Source organism: Solidesulfovibrio sp. DCME, assembly GCF_049995385.1.
Classification (GTDB): domain Bacteria; phylum Desulfobacterota; class Desulfovibrionia; order Desulfovibrionales; family Desulfovibrionaceae; genus Solidesulfovibrio.
This window is the reverse complement of record NZ_CP188261.1, coordinates 2,477,658-2,492,774: the sequence shown is the minus strand read 5'-3', so window position 1 is coordinate 2,492,774 and position 15,117 is coordinate 2,477,658. Positions and strand designations below refer to the sequence as shown.

At 67.9% G+C, this 15,117-nt stretch carries 18 protein-coding genes; 3 read left to right on the top strand and 15 right to left on the bottom strand.

The features are described from left to right. Nucleotides 1–9: 9 nt before the first annotated feature. Genes ACP59X_RS10730 through ACP59X_RS10720 form a run of 3 tightly spaced genes read left to right on the top strand, consistent with a single transcriptional unit; the run spans nt 10 to nt 1,753 of the window. Entirely contained in the window at nt 10–453 is a 444-nt protein-coding gene (locus tag ACP59X_RS10730; protein WP_428569214.1) for an NIL domain-containing protein, read from the top strand. A gap of 19 nt (nt 454–472) precedes the next feature. After that, the gene (locus ACP59X_RS10725; protein ID WP_428569209.1) at nt 473–1,003 is read left to right on the top strand and encodes a PilZ domain-containing protein; all 531 of its coding nucleotides are present in this window, start codon (nt 473–475) and stop codon (nt 1,001–1,003) included. Nucleotides 1,004–1,015: 12 nt separating this feature from the next. Beyond that, nucleotides 1,016–1,753, top strand: coding sequence for a protein phosphatase CheZ (locus tag ACP59X_RS10720; protein ID WP_428569206.1), 738 nt, complete (start codon nt 1,016–1,018; stop codon nt 1,751–1,753). Nucleotides 1,754–2,299: 546 nt separating this feature from the next. On the opposite strand, the gene ACP59X_RS10715 is transcribed toward ACP59X_RS10720, so the two are convergent. From ACP59X_RS10715 to tatB, 15 genes are all read right to left on the bottom strand, one after another. Continuing rightward, nucleotides 2,300–3,031, bottom strand: a complete 732-nt coding sequence (locus ACP59X_RS10715) for an energy-coupling factor ABC transporter ATP-binding protein (protein ID WP_428569204.1) — start codon at nt 3,029–3,031, stop codon at nt 2,300–2,302. Continuing rightward, on the bottom strand, nt 3,024–3,791 hold the full coding sequence (gene cbiQ / locus ACP59X_RS10710; protein ID WP_428569201.1) for a cobalt ECF transporter T component CbiQ: 768 nt from the start codon (nt 3,789–3,791) through the stop codon (nt 3,024–3,026). Before cbiQ ends, ACP59X_RS10715 begins: the two co-directional genes overlap by 8 nt. Continuing rightward, on the bottom strand, nt 3,788–4,558 hold the full coding sequence (locus ACP59X_RS10705; protein ID WP_428569858.1) for a hypothetical protein: 771 nt from the start codon (nt 4,556–4,558) through the stop codon (nt 3,788–3,790). The genes cbiQ and ACP59X_RS10705 overlap by 4 nt, the downstream gene beginning before the upstream one ends. Beyond that, nucleotides 4,558–5,187 carry a cobalt transporter CbiM gene (cbiM, locus tag ACP59X_RS10700; protein ID WP_428569198.1) on the bottom strand — a complete coding sequence of 210 codons (630 nt, stop codon included), beginning with the start codon at nt 5,185–5,187 and terminating at the stop codon, nt 4,558–4,560. The genes ACP59X_RS10705 and cbiM overlap by 1 nt, the downstream gene beginning before the upstream one ends. A 170-nt stretch (nt 5,188–5,357) precedes the next feature. Continuing rightward, complete coding sequence (locus ACP59X_RS10695; protein ID WP_428569195.1) at nt 5,358–6,140, bottom strand: DUF4198 domain-containing protein; 783 nt, start codon at nt 6,138–6,140, stop codon at nt 5,358–5,360. A 150-nt stretch (nt 6,141–6,290) separates the two neighbouring features. Further along, nucleotides 6,291–7,241 carry a hypothetical protein gene (locus ACP59X_RS10690; protein ID WP_428569192.1) on the bottom strand — a complete coding sequence of 317 codons (951 nt, stop codon included), beginning with the start codon at nt 7,239–7,241 and terminating at the stop codon, nt 6,291–6,293. An 8-nt stretch (nt 7,242–7,249) separates the two neighbouring features. Continuing rightward, nucleotides 7,250–9,358 carry a S9 family peptidase gene (locus ACP59X_RS10685; protein WP_428569856.1) on the bottom strand — a complete coding sequence of 703 codons (2,109 nt, stop codon included), beginning with the start codon at nt 9,356–9,358 and terminating at the stop codon, nt 7,250–7,252. Nucleotides 9,359–9,459: 101 nt separating this feature from the next. Beyond that, complete coding sequence (gene secD, locus ACP59X_RS10680) at nt 9,460–11,064, bottom strand: protein translocase subunit SecD (protein WP_428569189.1); 1,605 nt, start codon at nt 11,062–11,064, stop codon at nt 9,460–9,462. A 106-nt stretch (nt 11,065–11,170) separates the two neighbouring features. After that, entirely contained in the window at nt 11,171–11,539 is a 369-nt protein-coding gene (gene yajC / locus ACP59X_RS10675) for a preprotein translocase subunit YajC (RefSeq protein WP_428569186.1), read from the bottom strand. Between the two features lie 125 nt (nt 11,540–11,664). Continuing rightward, a complete protein-coding gene (locus ACP59X_RS10670) occupies nt 11,665–12,444 on the bottom strand; it encodes a thermonuclease family protein (RefSeq protein ID WP_428569183.1) in 780 nt (259 codons plus the stop codon). 13 nt (nt 12,445–12,457) lie between these two features. Next, nucleotides 12,458–12,658, bottom strand: coding sequence for a heavy-metal-associated domain-containing protein (locus ACP59X_RS10665; RefSeq protein WP_428569180.1), 201 nt, complete (start codon nt 12,656–12,658; stop codon nt 12,458–12,460). Continuing rightward, entirely contained in the window at nt 12,655–13,398 is a 744-nt protein-coding gene (gene hisA, locus ACP59X_RS10660; protein WP_428569176.1) for a 1-(5-phosphoribosyl)-5-[(5-phosphoribosylamino)methylideneamino]imidazole-4-carboxamide isomerase, read from the bottom strand. Before hisA ends, ACP59X_RS10665 begins: the two co-directional genes overlap by 4 nt. Further along, the gene (locus tag ACP59X_RS10655; RefSeq protein WP_428569173.1) at nt 13,395–14,078 is read right to left on the bottom strand and encodes a hypothetical protein; all 684 of its coding nucleotides are present in this window, start codon (nt 14,076–14,078) and stop codon (nt 13,395–13,397) included. Before ACP59X_RS10655 ends, hisA begins: the two co-directional genes overlap by 4 nt. Then, the gene (gene hisB / locus ACP59X_RS10650) at nt 14,078–14,665 is read right to left on the bottom strand and encodes an imidazoleglycerol-phosphate dehydratase HisB (RefSeq protein ID WP_428569170.1); all 588 of its coding nucleotides are present in this window, start codon (nt 14,663–14,665) and stop codon (nt 14,078–14,080) included. Before hisB ends, ACP59X_RS10655 begins: the two co-directional genes overlap by 1 nt. A gap of 103 nt (nt 14,666–14,768) precedes the next feature. Continuing rightward, nucleotides 14,769–15,080, bottom strand: a complete 312-nt coding sequence (tatB, locus tag ACP59X_RS10645; protein WP_428569167.1) for a Sec-independent protein translocase protein TatB — start codon at nt 15,078–15,080, stop codon at nt 14,769–14,771. Between the last annotated feature and the right edge of the window lie 37 nt (nt 15,081–15,117).

The following is a 15,117-nucleotide window of genomic DNA, read 5'->3' as shown; positions in this document are numbered from 1 at the left end:
GCTCCTTCCATGGAACCGACAAGCGAAAAGAAACTGCGCAAGGTCGTCTACCTGACCTTTCCGCCCGAAGCCTCCAACAAGCCCGTGGTCTGCGACCTGGCCCGGGTCTACGGCCTGGCCTTCAGCATCCTCAAGGCCCAGATCACCCCGCGCCACGAAGGCCAGATGACCATCGAACTGTCCGGCCCGGCCGAGGCCTACGAGGCCGGCATGGGCTATCTGCGCGAGCAGGGCATCGGCGTGGTCCCGGCCGCCCAGCGCATCTCCCGCGACGAGGAAAGCTGCATCCACTGCGGCGTGTGCACCGCCCTGTGCCCGACCAAGGCCCTTGCGCTCAATATCGAAACCCGCCGGGTGGAGTTCGACGACGAGGCCTGTTCGGCCTGCGGCATGTGCACCAAGGTCTGCCCCGTGGCGGCCATGGACGTCCAGTTGGAAAACGGCGCCATGTGACCGCGGCAAGGAGGGGGTCGTGGAAGAAAAACGCGAGTTCATGCGCATCCCCACCCGGCTGACCGGACATCTGCGCCTGCTGCCCGGGCCGGACGACATCCAGATCTTCCGGGAAACCCCCCATGCCGGCAGCCAGGGCCTGTGCCCCCACGACGCCCGCGAGGCCGGCATGAGCGAGGGGCTCTATTCCCTCCTGTGCACCATCAACACCAAGCTCGACATGCTGCTGTCCATGCGCAGCCGCGACGAGTTGATGGTGGATTTTCCCATCGGCGCGCAGATCGTCGAGATCAGCGGCGCCGGCATCCGCTTCACCACGGCCGACGACCTGCCCCTGGAACGCTCCGTGGAAGCGGTCATCGTCCTGTCGCGCTTTCCGCTGCGCATGGCCGGGGCGGTGGGCCGCCTCATCCGCCGCGACACCCGCGAGGACGGCGCCGTCGAATACGCCCTGGACTTCACCCGCATCCGGGAGCGGGACCTGGAAAGCATCGTCCAATTCGTCTTTCAAAGCCAGCGCGACGACCTGCGCGGCAAAAAATGGGACTAAAGGCCAACCCCTATGGTCAACGACGAAGAACTGGTCGAACGACTGCTGGACAAGATCCTGCGCGAGGTGGTCCCGGAACTGCGCGACAGCATCAGCGCTTCCATCGAACGGGAAGTGGCCAAAACCCTGTCCCGGACGCTGCTGGAGAGCGAATTCCACCAGCGCCTGAACCAGGAAATGCGCAAGGGCCTGCAGGACATCTACAAGGAAATCCACCAGGCCGCCAAAAACGAAAACGAACATATCCCGCGCGAGGAAAAGCAGGAGGCCGACAAGCTCTTCCAGGAAGCCGCCCAGCAGCTCGACAAGATCCTGCAAACCACGGAGTCGGCCACCACCGACATCATGGACATCGTCGAGAAGCACATGGAATTTCAAGCCAACGCCGCCGCCGACCTGGACGCCCTGGAGCAAGGCCAGGCCGACCCGGCGGCGATCGCCCGGCTGCGCGAGGCCAACGCCGCCCTGGGCGACGACCTCATGCGCATCATGACGACCTTGAGCTTCCAGGACCTCACCGGCCAGCGCATCAAGCGCATCATCGGGGCCATCAAGAAGGTCGAGCAGATCGTCCTCGACCTCTACCTGTCCACGGGCCTGCAGATGAAGGCCTGGGCCGAGGAGCCCGAAAAGGACATCAAGGTCCTGGAGGCCGAGGCCAAGCAGAAGGTCTCCGAACTCAAGGGTCCGCAAACCAAGGTCGGCCAGGGCGATGTGGACGACCTGCTGGCCCAGCTCGGCCTGGATTAGCTTTCCCGCGTTTCGCCGGCCTAACCGCGCCGTCGCGCCCGAGGGTGCGGCGGCGTTTTGTTTTCGGGGCGCGGATCCAACGCAACGGACGCCCCGGCCGGACTGGCCCGCTGGGGCCTGGCCCGGCAGCCCCTGGCCCTGGTGGCCGATGTGGGCGTATCGCTCGGCCCGCTGTGTCGCCCGGCCCCGTGCGACGCCCTCGCCCCGCCCCCTGGCGGCAGGCGCCCTCCCCGCCAACACGGCCGCCGCACGGCCCCACGCGGCTGCCCAGCGCCAGCCATGCTGGCCGTGCGCCAAATCACCTCGGGATCGTCGGCTCGTGGGCGATGCGCCCCATCACGCTGGGATTATCAACCCGTAGTGGTCGTACGCCGAATCACCCCGTGATCGTCAGTTCGTGGGGGACGTATGCCGATAACGCCGAGCTCGTCAGCCCGTGGGGCGGTGCCCGAATCACCCCGGGGTCGTCAACCCGTGGGGCGATACGCCCAATACTTTCGGGATCGTCAGCCTGTGGCGGCTTGTGCGCCGATAACGCCGGGATCGTCAGCCGTGGTGGTGGTGGTGCGCCTGGTCGCCCAGGGGATGGACGTGGACGTGGCGGTGCAGAAGGAAATCGGGATCGCGGCGCAGGCGGCCGGCCTCGATGGTGTAGTAGGTCCCGGTCACCTGGGCCAGGAAGTCCCAGTCGTGGGAGATGACGATCAGGGGTTTGCCGAGCCCGGCCAGGACGGCCACGATATGTTCCCGGGTCTGCGGGTCCAGGCCGTTGGTGGGCTCGTCGAGAAAAAGGGCCTCGGGCTCCATGGCCAAGACCCCGGCCAGGGAGACGAGTTTTTTTTCGCCGCCGGAAAGCCGGTGGGTCAGCCGCGGCCCAAACCCCGCGAGCCCGAGCATGGCCAGCGTCGCCTCGGCCTTGTCCCGGGCCTGGTCCACGGACAAGCCGCCGTTGAGCGGCCCGAAGGCCACGTCGTCGAGCACCGTCGGGTAAATGATCTGGTCATCGGCGTTTTGCAACAGAAGCCCGATGCCCCGCCGCACGGCCCGGAAATCCTTTTCCGTGACGGCAAGCCCTCCCTTGTAGCGCACCTCGCCCCGCGTCGGCCGGATAAGCCCCATCATCACGTGCAAAAGCGTCGTCTTGCCCGAGCCGTTTGGCCCGAAAAGCCCGATGCGCTCGCCCGGGGCGAAGCCGAAATCGACATCGGTCAGGACCGGCCGCGACGCGCCGGGATAGGCGTAGGTCACGCCGGAAAGGGTCAGCAGCGGCTCAGCCATGGGCACTCCAGGGCAAGACGTCCAATGCCCCGGCCAGGGCGGCCACGGCCAGGCTGCAACACAGGAAGGTAACATCGGCGCGCCCCGGGGCGAACCGGGCCAGGCTGCGGAACCGGCCGGAAAACCCGCGCAAGACCATGGCCTCGTAGACCCGGCGCGACCGGTCGTAACTGTGGACGAGTACCATGGCCACCAGGGCGGCATAGGTCCGGTAGGCGTGCAGCGATGTCGCCGGGACAAAGCCCCGCAACCGGGCCGCCGTGGCCATGCGACCGTATTCCTCATGAATGACGTGGAGATAGCGATAGGTAAACAGGAACAGGAAGGTGAACTTGTCCGGCAGCCCCAGGCCGGCCATGGCCGCGCCCAGGTCCGGGGCCGGGATGGTGGCCAAAAGCGACAGCACGCAGGCCAGGATGGCATTGGTCTTGAGCGTAATGCGCGCAGCCAGGTCGATCCCCTCCCGGGTGACGGCCAAGCCATGGAACACGTACAGGGGCTCCCCCGGCGTGGACCAGGGCAACACCAGCCACAGGAAGGCGACAAAGGCATTGACCGCCACAAACCGGCCGCAAACCAGGCGCCAGGGAAGCCTGGCCGCCACCACGCAGGCCAGGCCGACGGCGAGCACCACCAGGGCCGGTTGGGTGCTGCGGGCCAAGGCGGCGGCCAGGGACAGGGCCAGGCAGGCGATCAGGCGAAAGCGGGCGTCCAGGGCATGGATGGGGCTTTCGCCCCGCGAAAACGGCTCGTCGATCATGCCCCTTTGCCGCCCTTGCGGCCTTTGGCATACGCGGCCAGTCCGCCCAAGCCGACGAGCCAGCCCACGCCACCGAAAATTTCCACCAGGCCCGGCCCCTTCTCCTTGTCGTCGACGAGCATCTTGCGGATGGGCGCGATCTTTTTTTCCACGGCCGTTTCCACCGCCGCCTCGATCGCGGCGGCATCCGGGCAAACCTTCTCGGCCTGCGCCGCCGGGACCGATCCCGGCGCAACCGGGGCGGCCACCGTGGCCGGGCCGGTCGCCAGGGGAGCAGCCGGCACTGTCGGTGCGGTCGCCATGGGCGAAGCGACCGCACCTTGAGCCGCCGGGGTCGCCTGTACCGTGGGTACAGGCACAGCGCCGCCGTTCGCCTGGTCGCCGGCATCCCCGGGCGAAGCGGCCGGGGCGGCAGCCGCGCCGGCATATTCCTCGGCCTTGACCAGCACATCGTTCTGATGGCCCTCGCCGGCCTTGAGCACCACGCGCAGGTCGGCCTTGCGCGCCCTGGCCGCCGCCGGAACGGCAAAGGCGAAATTGCCCTGCTCGTCGGTCTTGCCGGTCAAATAGACCTGGCCGCCGGCCGCGTCCTGCACGGTGATCTCGCCGAAGCGCACCCGGTCCGACCGGCTGTAGCTGCACTCCACATGGACCGTGTCGCCCTCGACATAGGCGAACACGTTAACCCGATGGGCCAAGGCGTCGCGGGCCGAGGCAACGAACAGCACGGCCGTCGCGATCCACAACCATCGCCGCCATGACAGCATCACGATTTCTCCTGAACGAGGCCCACCCCAAGCCCGGACGAAAGCATTTCCGGTCTGACCTTGGCTAGAAAACCGACGACCATGGCCGTCAAAACGCCCTCGATGCACATGATGGGGATGTGGGCCAACAAGATGATTTTCGCCGTGGCCACGAAGGCCTCGCCGGACAGGGCCAAGGCCAGAGCCGTGAGCAGGCCGGCCCCGAGCACCGCGAAAAAGCCGCAGCAAAAGGCGGCCACCGTTCGCAACCCGCCCCCGGAGCGCAGCATCGGCCCGAAAAGGACGGCGCAAACAACGGCCGGCACGGCCATGTCCACGGTGTTGGCGCCAAGCACGACCAAGCCGCCGAACTGAAACAACAGGGCCTGGAGCAGCAAGGCCACGCAGATGGCCGGAAAAGCGGCCGCCCCCAGCACCACGCCCAAAAGGCCGTTGAGGATCAGATGGACGCTGGACGGCCCGATGGGTACATGAATGAGCGAAGCCACGAAAAACGCGGCCGAGAGGATGGCCACGGTCATGAGCCGGTCGTAGTCCAGGCGCCGAAGCCCCAGGGCCACGCCCCCGGCGGCCAGGACCCAGCCGCCGGCCAGCACCGGGCCGGAGAGGACGCCTTCGGAAATGTGCATACGCTTCGCCTTCTACGAAACACGAAACATAACGCCCGTTATGTTTGAAAATATAAAATATTATTCGAATGTTATAGGCCGCACGGTTCCGCTTATGCAAAGGCCTGGAGTCCGGGCTGGCGGCAAGGGGCGGGGACGACCTGGCGCCGTCCCCGCGCAAACGCCTTTGCTTACTTCTTCTTGCGCTTGGGCTCAAGGAACTTGGCCCAGAGCACGGCCCCGCGTTCGACTTTCTTGGCCGCACCGTCCTTTTCGATGGTTTCCGGGGCGTCGGTGAGCGCCGCGAATCCCCACCAGCCGGCAAAGGGCACGGCGTAACTGAAAACACCGTTGGCGTCGGTCTTGACCACCTGGGTCGTCATGTATTCGTTGGGCGCCTCGTAGGCCTTGTCCTTGTTGTAGAACTCCACCTCGACCGTAACCCCGGGGGCGGGCTTGCCATCCACGAGAACCTTGCCGGTGAAGACATTGCCGACATAATTCCCGAACGGCCTGGTCAGGGGAACGATCTCGGCGGCCAGGCCCACCGGCTCGTCCCAGCCCTCTTCCTCGCCAAAGGCCGGCACCACCACCTTGGTCAGGTGTTCGATGAACTTGTCCTCGGCCGGTTCGAAATACGGCTCGGGCACGACGTAGAAGATGCCCACGCCCGGGCGCTTGAAGGCGTACTCGGCCGACCAGGCGGCATGGTCCATGACCTTGGCCGGCTTAAGCGCGGCCAGCAGGTCGGTCTTCTTGCCGCCGTCCACCACACCGAAGGCCTTGGGCTTGGCCATGTCCATGCCGTTGCCTTCCATGGGGTGGGAAAAGGAGACGGCCAGGCCCACCTTGGCCTTGTCCTTGTCCGTCACCACGTCCTGGGACGGGATGACCATGCCGAAATGGGCCAGGGCCGGCCCGGCCCACAGGACAAGGGCCAGGGCGGAACATAAGGTGCGGATGCCGTGGGTCATGCTGCCTCCTCGAGGATACAACCCGGGCCGAGACCCGGGTGTTATTTTGGAATCAATACCCGGTTATGAGCAACAACACAGGCATCGTAACACTCCGTAGCCATACAAAGCAAGAATAAATGCCGCAACCGAGGATGACCGCAAGAGAAATCAGAAAGACAGGGACAGACTCAGGGAAAAATCCGGCTGGGAGGCGGGACGCAGGGCGGCTTCCAGGGCGCAGCCCGTGACCGGACGAAAAGTCATGGCCAGGTATGGGGAGACAAGGGAGGCGGGTTCGTAGCCGTAGCGGCTGGCCTGGGTGTCCAGAGCCACGAGGGCGGCCAGGGCGTTGCCCGTGGCCCCGGCCGGGTCGATGTGATGGGTCAGGCGTTTGTCCAGGCGAAAGGCGACGAAGGAAAGTCCGGCCCGAACCGCGACCTTGCCCCAGTCATAGCCCAGGGCGGCCGTGACCTCGTGGCTCGTCCAGGAAAAGGACGCGTCGCGGGCCGAGGGCGGCGTGGTCGTGCCCGAGGTGCTGGACACCGTCTCGCCGGCTTCGGGCGCGGCGGCCAGGAAGAGTTCGTAGCGCACCAGGGCGAACAGGCCGCTGTCCGGCCGAAAGCGCCAGACGAGGTCGCAGGACGGCCCCCACAGCAGCGCCGGCCGCGTCTCCCAGGCCTCATCGTAGCCCAGGCCGACGTTTTTGGCCTCGAAACGCCCGACACTGGTTCCCACGTGAAAGCCGGGCGCCAGGACAAGGCCGTCCGTGTCCACGAGCCGGTAGGCCAGGGTCGCGTAGGCCCGGCGTTCCGACCAGTTGCGGGTCCAGCCGCCGTGCTGCGGGACGAACGCCGAGGACGGCGTAAAGGAGGCCGGTTCGCGCAGGTCCCGGTAGCCCAGGGAGCGGACCGTGGCCGTAGCGATCCATCGCCCTTCCTCGGACGCGGCCGCCCGAGTCGGGGTGGCAACCAGCCCGGCCAAGGCCAGGGCGGCAAGCACGGCCACCGGCAATCGGGCGGCGAAAAAGCGGGCCAGAACAGTGGCGAACGCGCCGCGCGAGGCGCAACCAGCGGGGATTGCCGGGACGGGGGGCTGGCGCACGGGCGGGCCTGCGTCCATGGCCGGCCTCATAACCGGGGCTTGCTCGGCGCGGCGGCCTGGCCGAGGGCCTCCCCGCCCCTGCCGGCCGGGTGCGGCGCAGTCCCGGCCACGGGCACGAACCGGGCGAACCAGTCCAGGTTGCGGGCCAGGAGGTCGCGAATCAGGGCCGGTTCGGTGACGTCGTGGCCGCTGCGCGGGTAGGCGGCCAGGCGCGTGTACACGCCCAGGCGCGACAAGGCGGTGTAGAGTTCCAAGGACTGGGTGAAGGGCACGCGCTCGTCGGCCACGCCATGCTGGAAAAGGGTCGGCGTCTTGATGGCGGCGGCGTATTTGAGCGGCGAGCGGTCAAAAAGCATATCGAAACGCTCGTAAGCCTCGCCGCCGAAATAGAGCGGAATGAAATCCGGCAGGTCCATGCTGCCGGACTGGCTGACCAGGTTGGTGATGCCGGCGCCGATGGAGGCGGCCTGGAAGCGGTCGGTGTGGCCGATGGCCCAGGCGGCCAGATAGCCGCCGTAGCTCCAGCCCATGACGCCCAAACGCTCCGGGTCGGCCAGCTTGCGGGCGACGAGGGCGTCCAGGCCGCTTTGCAGGTCGGCGAAATCCTTGCCGCCCCAGTCGCCGAGGTTGGCCCGGCGAAAGTCCGGCCCGTAGCCGTCGGAACCACGGACGTTGGGCTGAAACAGCGCGTAGCCGCGTTCGCCGAAAACGGCCAAGGGATAGTAGTTGAGCGCCCCCAGGTACTGCCGTTCGGTGGCCACGGCCGGCCCGCCATGCAATTCCACCAAAAGCGGCGGCGGCCCCTGGCCGGGCGAGACGGGATGGGTGTAGAGCCCCTCGATAGTGGCCCCGTCGGGCGCCCGCCAGCGCACCACCTCGGTTTTGCCCAGGCGAAAGCCCTCGAATTCCTTGTTGACGGCCGAGACGGCCCTGGGGTCGAAGCGGTCCGTGGCCGTCAGATAGACCTCTGGAGGCAGGGCGCTGTCCACGAGCACCAGCCCCATGGCCCGGCCCGAGGCGGCCAGGCTGGCCTGGGCCGCCATGCGGGGCGTGTCGGAAAACGCCTCGGGCGCCTCGCCGTTTATGGGCAGGGCCAGGACGACAGCACCCGTACCGCTGGCCTCGCGCACGAAGACCCGCTTGCCGTCGGCGGAAAAACCGAGCAACTCCGGCCGGGCGTTGGGCGTCACCGCCAGGGCGCGCGGCGCGCCGCCGGAGGCGGCGACAACCATGACCCGGGCGGCGCTGAAGTAAAACCCCGGGGACTCGGTGGCCACATAGGCCACGAGCGTACTGTCCGGCGAAAAGGCCGGACTGGTTTCCGAGGCATCGGTCGCGGCCAGCAGGGCGACCTTGCCCGTGGCCACCTCCACCACGGCGATGTCGCTTTGGACAGCGTCCTTGCCGGCGGACCCACCCGGCAGGGCGGCCCCGCGCCGGCCGCGCGGCGGGATGTCGCGGGGTACGGTCTCGAAGGCGATGCGCCGGCCGTCCGGCGAAAAGGTCACTCCCCCCACTTCCCGGTCCGCAACCAGGACGCGCGGCCCGCCATGAGCGGCCAGGGGCAACAGATACAGGCCCGTCTGGCCGGTATCGGCGTCGAGCACCTCCACTTCCGCGTCGCAGCCGTCGGCCCGGGCGTCGGCGGATTTGGGCTGGGTGGCCATGGCCAGGGCCAGGGATTTGCCGTCCGGGGCGAAGGCCATGTCCAGGATGTCGAAGCGGCCGTGCAGCAGGCGTTTGGCCGGACCGCCGTCGAGGCGCGCCAGGGCCAGTTCGGTCTCGTCGTCGCCCTGGACCAGGTAGGCCAGCCGCGACCCGTCCGCGGCCAGGCGCGGTTTTTCGCAGGATTCCTTTTCGGGGGTCACGGCCCGGGCCGCCGCCTTGGCCCCGGCTTCGGCCAGGTAGATGCGCGAGCGCAGTTCGTCCGACCCGTCATCGAGGTCGGCCCGGGTCACGCTGAAGGCCAGGCGCCGGCCGTCGGCCGACAGGCGCACCTCGTCGATGATGGCCACGCGCAGCATGTCCTCGACGGTAAAGGGCCGCTCACCGGCCAAGCCGGGCCGGACGCACAGCGCGGCCAGGGCCACGGCCAAAACCACGGCCCGCGCGCGGAGTCGGGAAGGGACGCCCATGGACACGAAATCACCTCGCGGGAAAAACGCGGCGCAGTGTACGTTGGCCCGGGAAATCGGTCAAACGGCAAGAAAAAGGCCCCCTTGCGGGGGCCGTTGCCTCAGATGCGAATGCCGGCGTCCACCGGCCGTTTGGACAGCCACAGGTCGAACAGGAAACGGGTGAAGAAAATGGCGGTGAACATGGAGGCCACGATGCCGAGGATGAGCGTCACGGCGAAGCCGCGGATGGGCCCCGTACCGAACTGGTAGAGCACCATGGCCGCGATGACCGTGGTCACGTTGGCGTCGAGGATGGTCAGGGTCGCCCGGCTGTAGCCCACGTCCACGGCCGAGCGGGCCGAAAGCCCCAGGCGCAGTTCCTCGCGGATGCGCTCGAAGATGATGACGTTGGCATCCACGGCCATGCCGATGGTGAGGATGATGCCGGCGATGCCGGGAAGCGTGAGCGTGGCGCCGAAGCCGGCCAGGCCGGCCACGATGAGCACCAGGTTGAAGATCAGGGCCAGGTCGGCCACGGCGCCGGCCACGCCGTAGTAGACGATCATGAAGGCCACGACGATGACGCCGCCGACCAGGGCCGAATAGACGCCCTTCTCGATGGATTCCTGGCCAAGGGACGGGCCGACACTGCGCTGTTCGAGGATGCTGACCGGGGCGGGCAGCGCGCCGGCGCGCAGCACGATGGCCAGGTCGCGGGCTTCCTCGGTGGTGAAGTTGCCGGTGATGCTGGCCCGGCCGCCGCCGATCTTCTCCTGGATGGTCGGCGCGGAATAGACCTTGCCGTCGAGGACGATGGCCAGGCGCTTTTTCACGTTCTCGCCGGTGACGCGCTCGAACTGGCGCGCGCCGCTGGGCGTGAAGTTAAGCCCCACGTAGGCCCGGTTGGTGTTGTCGAAATTGGCCCGGGCGTCGGCGATGTTCTCGCCGGTCATGACCGCGTCGGCGCGCAGCACGATGGGCCGCTCCAGGTAGGAGCCGTCGGGGTTGCGGTGGCGCAGCACCGAAAGCTCGTCGCCGGGCGGCAGGATGCCCTTTTGGGCCTTGTCCAGGTCGGCGTTGTCGTCCACGACCTTGAATTCCAGGTGGGCGGTCTTGCCGATGAGCTTGATGGCCCGTTCCGGGTCGTGCAGGCCGGGCAGCTGGATCTGGATGCGGTTGTCGGCCTGCTTGCGGATGTCGGGCTCGGCCACGCCGAACTCGTCGATGCGGTTGCGGATGGTCTTGACGGCCTGGTCCACGGTCAGGCGGGCCTGGTCGGCGGCGTAGCGCGGGGTGAACGACAGCTTGTAGAGGAACTTCCCCTCGGGGGCGCTTTCCGTGCCGTCCACCTTGAGCACGCTGAAATGGCGCGACAGCAGGTCGTCGAAGGCCTGGCGCTTGTCCGGGCTGGCCAGGACGCATTCCAGGTGCTTGCCGTCGGCGCTCGTCTGGGGCTTGAGCACCGCGATGCCGTCTTCCTTGGCCTGGTCGCGGATGTCGCGGCCCATCTGGGCCAGGGAGTTGGCCAGGGCCTTGTCCACGTCGACGCCCAGCGTCAGGTGGATGCCGCCCTTGAGGTCAAGGCCGAGGCTGATGACATCGTCGGGCAAGAACTTGCCCATGAAGCTCTGCTTGACCGACCCCAGGGAGGGCAGCATGTAGATCAGGCCCAAAAAGGCCACGAAGACGATGATGGCCAATCGCCAGCGCAGGTTTCCAGACATGGGCGAGGCACTCCTTGGGAGGCTTGGGCGTCGAGGCGTCGTCGAAAACGAAGGGGCCGCCGGAGCAGCCCTTCGCCAAACATCGGGTCACGGGATCCCGAAGACGTTATTCCTTGGCCTTGTCCTTGGCCTTGCCCTCGGGCTTGGCCGGGGCGGCCGCCGGTTCGCCGGGGCCGGAGACGTAGCCGCGGTTGATCTCGATGTTGAGGTCCTTGGCGATCTCCACGGTCAGTTTGTCGCCGTGCACTTCCTGGATACGGCCGTAGATACCGCCGCCGGTGAGGATGTAGTCGCCGCGCTTGAGGCCGGAGAGGTATTCCTTGTGCTGCTTGGCCTTCTTCTGCTGGGGACGGATGAGCAGGAAGTAGAAAATGGCGAACATCAGGATCAGCGGCAAAAAGGCGGTGATGGGATTGCCTCCCGCCTCGCCGCCGGGGGCGGCGCCCATGGCATGCGCCAGGCTCGGAAAGAACATGCTGCCTCCAGGTAGTTTAATATCCGACCCCGTCGCGACGGAAACGCGCCGGTTTCCGGACGGGTCGGAACGCAAGGGCTCTTGCGGCAACTAGGGATGGTCCAAAAAAGCCGCCGCGTCAAGGTTTATCCGTCTGGCGCCGGGCCCTGGCCCCGCCTCGCCGCCGGCCAGGGCGTGCATTCCCGGGCCGGGGCGAAGCCGCGGCCAAAGGCGTCGCCAAGGTTCCGCAGCAACACCCGGTTGCGCGGGCTTACCCGGGCCGCCTCGGGGCAGTCCCAGGCGTGGAAGCGCCGCGAATTGGCGTTGCCGACAAAGGGCCTGGCCGGCGGCGGGCCGTCCAAAAGGCGCGGCCACATCCCCTGCCCCGTCCCCATGGCCCGGCGCTGGACGGCCAGCAACCGCTCGAAATCCACCTCGGCCATGTCGCGGTGCCAGAAGACGAAAACGGCCCCCCGGGCCAGGAGCGCTTCGGTGACGCTCGTGCCGTCAGGGAGCCGCAAATCGCCGAGCAGCCGGCCGAAGCGGTCGCCGCCGTCGCCGGAGACGACCAGGCCCAGGGGCTTGCCCGTCACCAGCCGCGCAAACGCCGCCGCTGCCTCGGCCGCATAATACTGGGCCGGCGCGCCGCCATGGGCCGTTTCCGGGGCGTCCACGCCGGCCAGGCGCAGCACCCGGCCGTCGGCCAGGCGGCAGGTGTCGCCGTCGAAGACCCGGGCCACGGTCACGGTCGCAGCCGGCGCCGTGGCCTGGCGCCCCCCGGGCAACCCGTTGCCGTCAACTCCCCGCGAGGTGGGCGCGGCCCCCCAACCGGCCAGGGACAGGCCCGGCAGGGCAAGCAACACGGCCAGCGCGGCCACAAAAAACCGGCCGCCGCGAAGCCCGCGACGGCCGGTACACGCAGGCATGGTTGCCATCAGCCTACTTGATGGCCCCGGGGATGAAGCCGATCTTGTCCACGGCCGCCTTGAGGGCGGCGTGGGCGGCGTCGCCGTCAAAAGTGGCCTCTCCTTTGTCCAGGTTCACGCTGACGTTTAAAACCCCCGGGACCTCGGACAGGGCCTTGGTCACGGACGCGACGCATTTGGGGCAGTGCATGCCCTCGACCTTCATGGTTGTCATGCGACCTCCTCGGACTGGCTGGCGACATAGGCCATGGCCTGGCCGAAATCGAGGGTTCCGGCATAGATGGCCCGGCCGGTGATGACGCCTTGGAGCCCTTTTCGGGAATACGGAAAAAGGGTTTTCACATCGTCGAGCGTGGCCACGCCGCCGGCCAGGAGCACGGGCAGGTCGGTCAGGGCCAAAAGCCGCTCCAGGGCGGCCGTGTTGACCCCGGTCTGCATGCCGTCGCGGCTGATGTCGGTGTAGACGACGAAGGCGGCGCCCTGCTCCGCCAGCCGGGGCAGCACGTCCTCGACGGTAAGCCCCGCGTCCTCGACCCAGCCCTTCACTTTCAGGCGGCCGTCCACGGCGTCCAGGGACACGCCCACCCGGCCGGGATGGGCGGCGCAGATGGCGGCGAAGGCCTCGGGTTCGGCCAGGGCCAGGGTGCCGATGATCAGGCGCCGCACGCCGGCCTCGAGGTAGGCGGCGGCCGTGGCCGCGTCGCGGATGCCGCCGCCGAGCTGCACCGGGATGGATACCCCGGCGCAGATGGCCTTGATCAGTTCGAAGTTGCGCGGCAGCCCGCTAAAGGCGCCGTCGAGGTCGACGAGGTGCAGCCACAGGGCGCCCAGGTCGGCCCAATGCCGGGCCATGGCCACGGGATCGGGGGAAAAGACCGTCACTTCCTCGGCCAGGCCCTGTTTGAGGCGTACGCACTGGCCGTCCTTGATATCGACCGCCGGGAAGAGGATCACAGGCCGAGCTCCGCCAGGCCCTTTTTCAGGCCCTCCTGGGCCAGTTCCATGGCCGAGAGCCAGCGGCCGCTGCGGGACACGAACTTCTGGGCCTCGAGGATGTTGGCCGAAAGGGTCTGCTGGGTTTCCTCGAAATGGTACTTCTTGAGCAGGGCCCCGGTGCGGGTGTCGAGCAGCGTCAGGCTCAAATCCACGCTGGCCGGGCGGGTGGCGCCGACTTCCGAGCCGTCGCGCTCGGTCCAGTCCATGACCTGCGGCACGACCACGAAGTCCGCGCCGGCGCATTTGCCCACGTTTTGCCAGTAGCGGATGGTGGCAAGCCTGCCGGACTCCTCGCCCCGCGCGGCGGACCGGGCGCAGCCGGCGGCCATTTTGGCCGGGAGGATGGTCTGCTTGGAGCCGGCCAGGTCCTGTTCCAGGGCGGCGTCGAGATGGACCGGCACGACCTCGGGCACATGGTTGCCCGACGGCAGATAGCCCGAGAGCAGCTCGGTGTCGGACGTCGGGATGGTAAACGGCGCGACCACGAAGGTCTTGCCCAAAAACGCCACGGCCGAGGTGGCGGCGTCCGTCGCAACCGGGGCCTTGGCCGTGGGCGCGGTGCGTCGCACGCAGCCCGTCGACAGGAACGCGGTCGCCGCGCAGGCGACGACAACAAGCGCAAACAGTTTGTTTCGCATCAGTCCAGGCTCCCCTTGGTGCTCGGCACCCTGGCCCCGTCAACGGCCGTGGCGCGGCGCAGGGCCAATCCCAACGCCTTGAAGGCCGCTTCGACCAGATGATGGCCGTTTTGTCCGTACTCGTAATGGATGTGCACATTGGCCCGGGCGGCGTGGCAGAAGGCCTTGAAAAACTCCCGCCACACATCCTTTTCCTCGCCGGCGATCACCGGCGGCAGCACGTTCTCGCGGTAGACGAGATAGGCCCGGCCGGACAGGTCCACCACCGCCTCGCACAAGGCCTCGTCCATGGGCACCTTGGCCACGCCCACCCGGGCGATGCCGGCCCGGTCGCCCAGGGCCTGGCGCAAGGCCTCGCCGAGGCAGATGGCCACGTCCTCCAGGGAATGGTGGGCGTCGACCTCCAGGTCGCCCCGGCAGGTGAGCTTGAGGTCGAAGCCGGCCCAGAAGGCCAGCAGGTTGAGCATATGGTCGGCGAAACCGTAGCCGGTATCCACGGCGGCCGCGCCCGAGCCATCGAGCCCGATTTCCACGGCCACGCGCGTTTCCCCGGTCTCCCGGGAATAGGCCCCGAAACGTTCGTTCATGTCGCTCCCCGACCGCCGCCGGGCGGCGTTCGGCAAGAGGGTTTTCACGCGGCGGGCGCCGGCCCGCCATTCCAAGCCTCGCCGCCCTTCCCGGCTTTTGCGGTCAGGCGCTTGGGGATTGCTTGCCGGCCGGGGCGGCCTCGGCCGGCTTGGCGGCCGGCTGCGTGGAGGCGGCCGGGGCGGCCTCGGCGGCCTTTTCCGGATAGAGTTCCTTTTTGGCCTCGGCCTGGCGTTGCTCGCGATCGGCCCGGTCCACCTCGGCCTCCAGGGTCGATTTGACGTCCGTGCTCATGCGGCGGAATTCCGCCATGCCCTTGCCCAGGGTCCGCATGATGTCGGGCAGCTTGGAGGGGCCGATGACGATAAGCGCCACCACCAGGATGACCAGAAGCTCCGTGGAACCGATGCCGAACATAGTCCTACTCTTTGTTGCCAGCGTCAGCCGGGGTTGA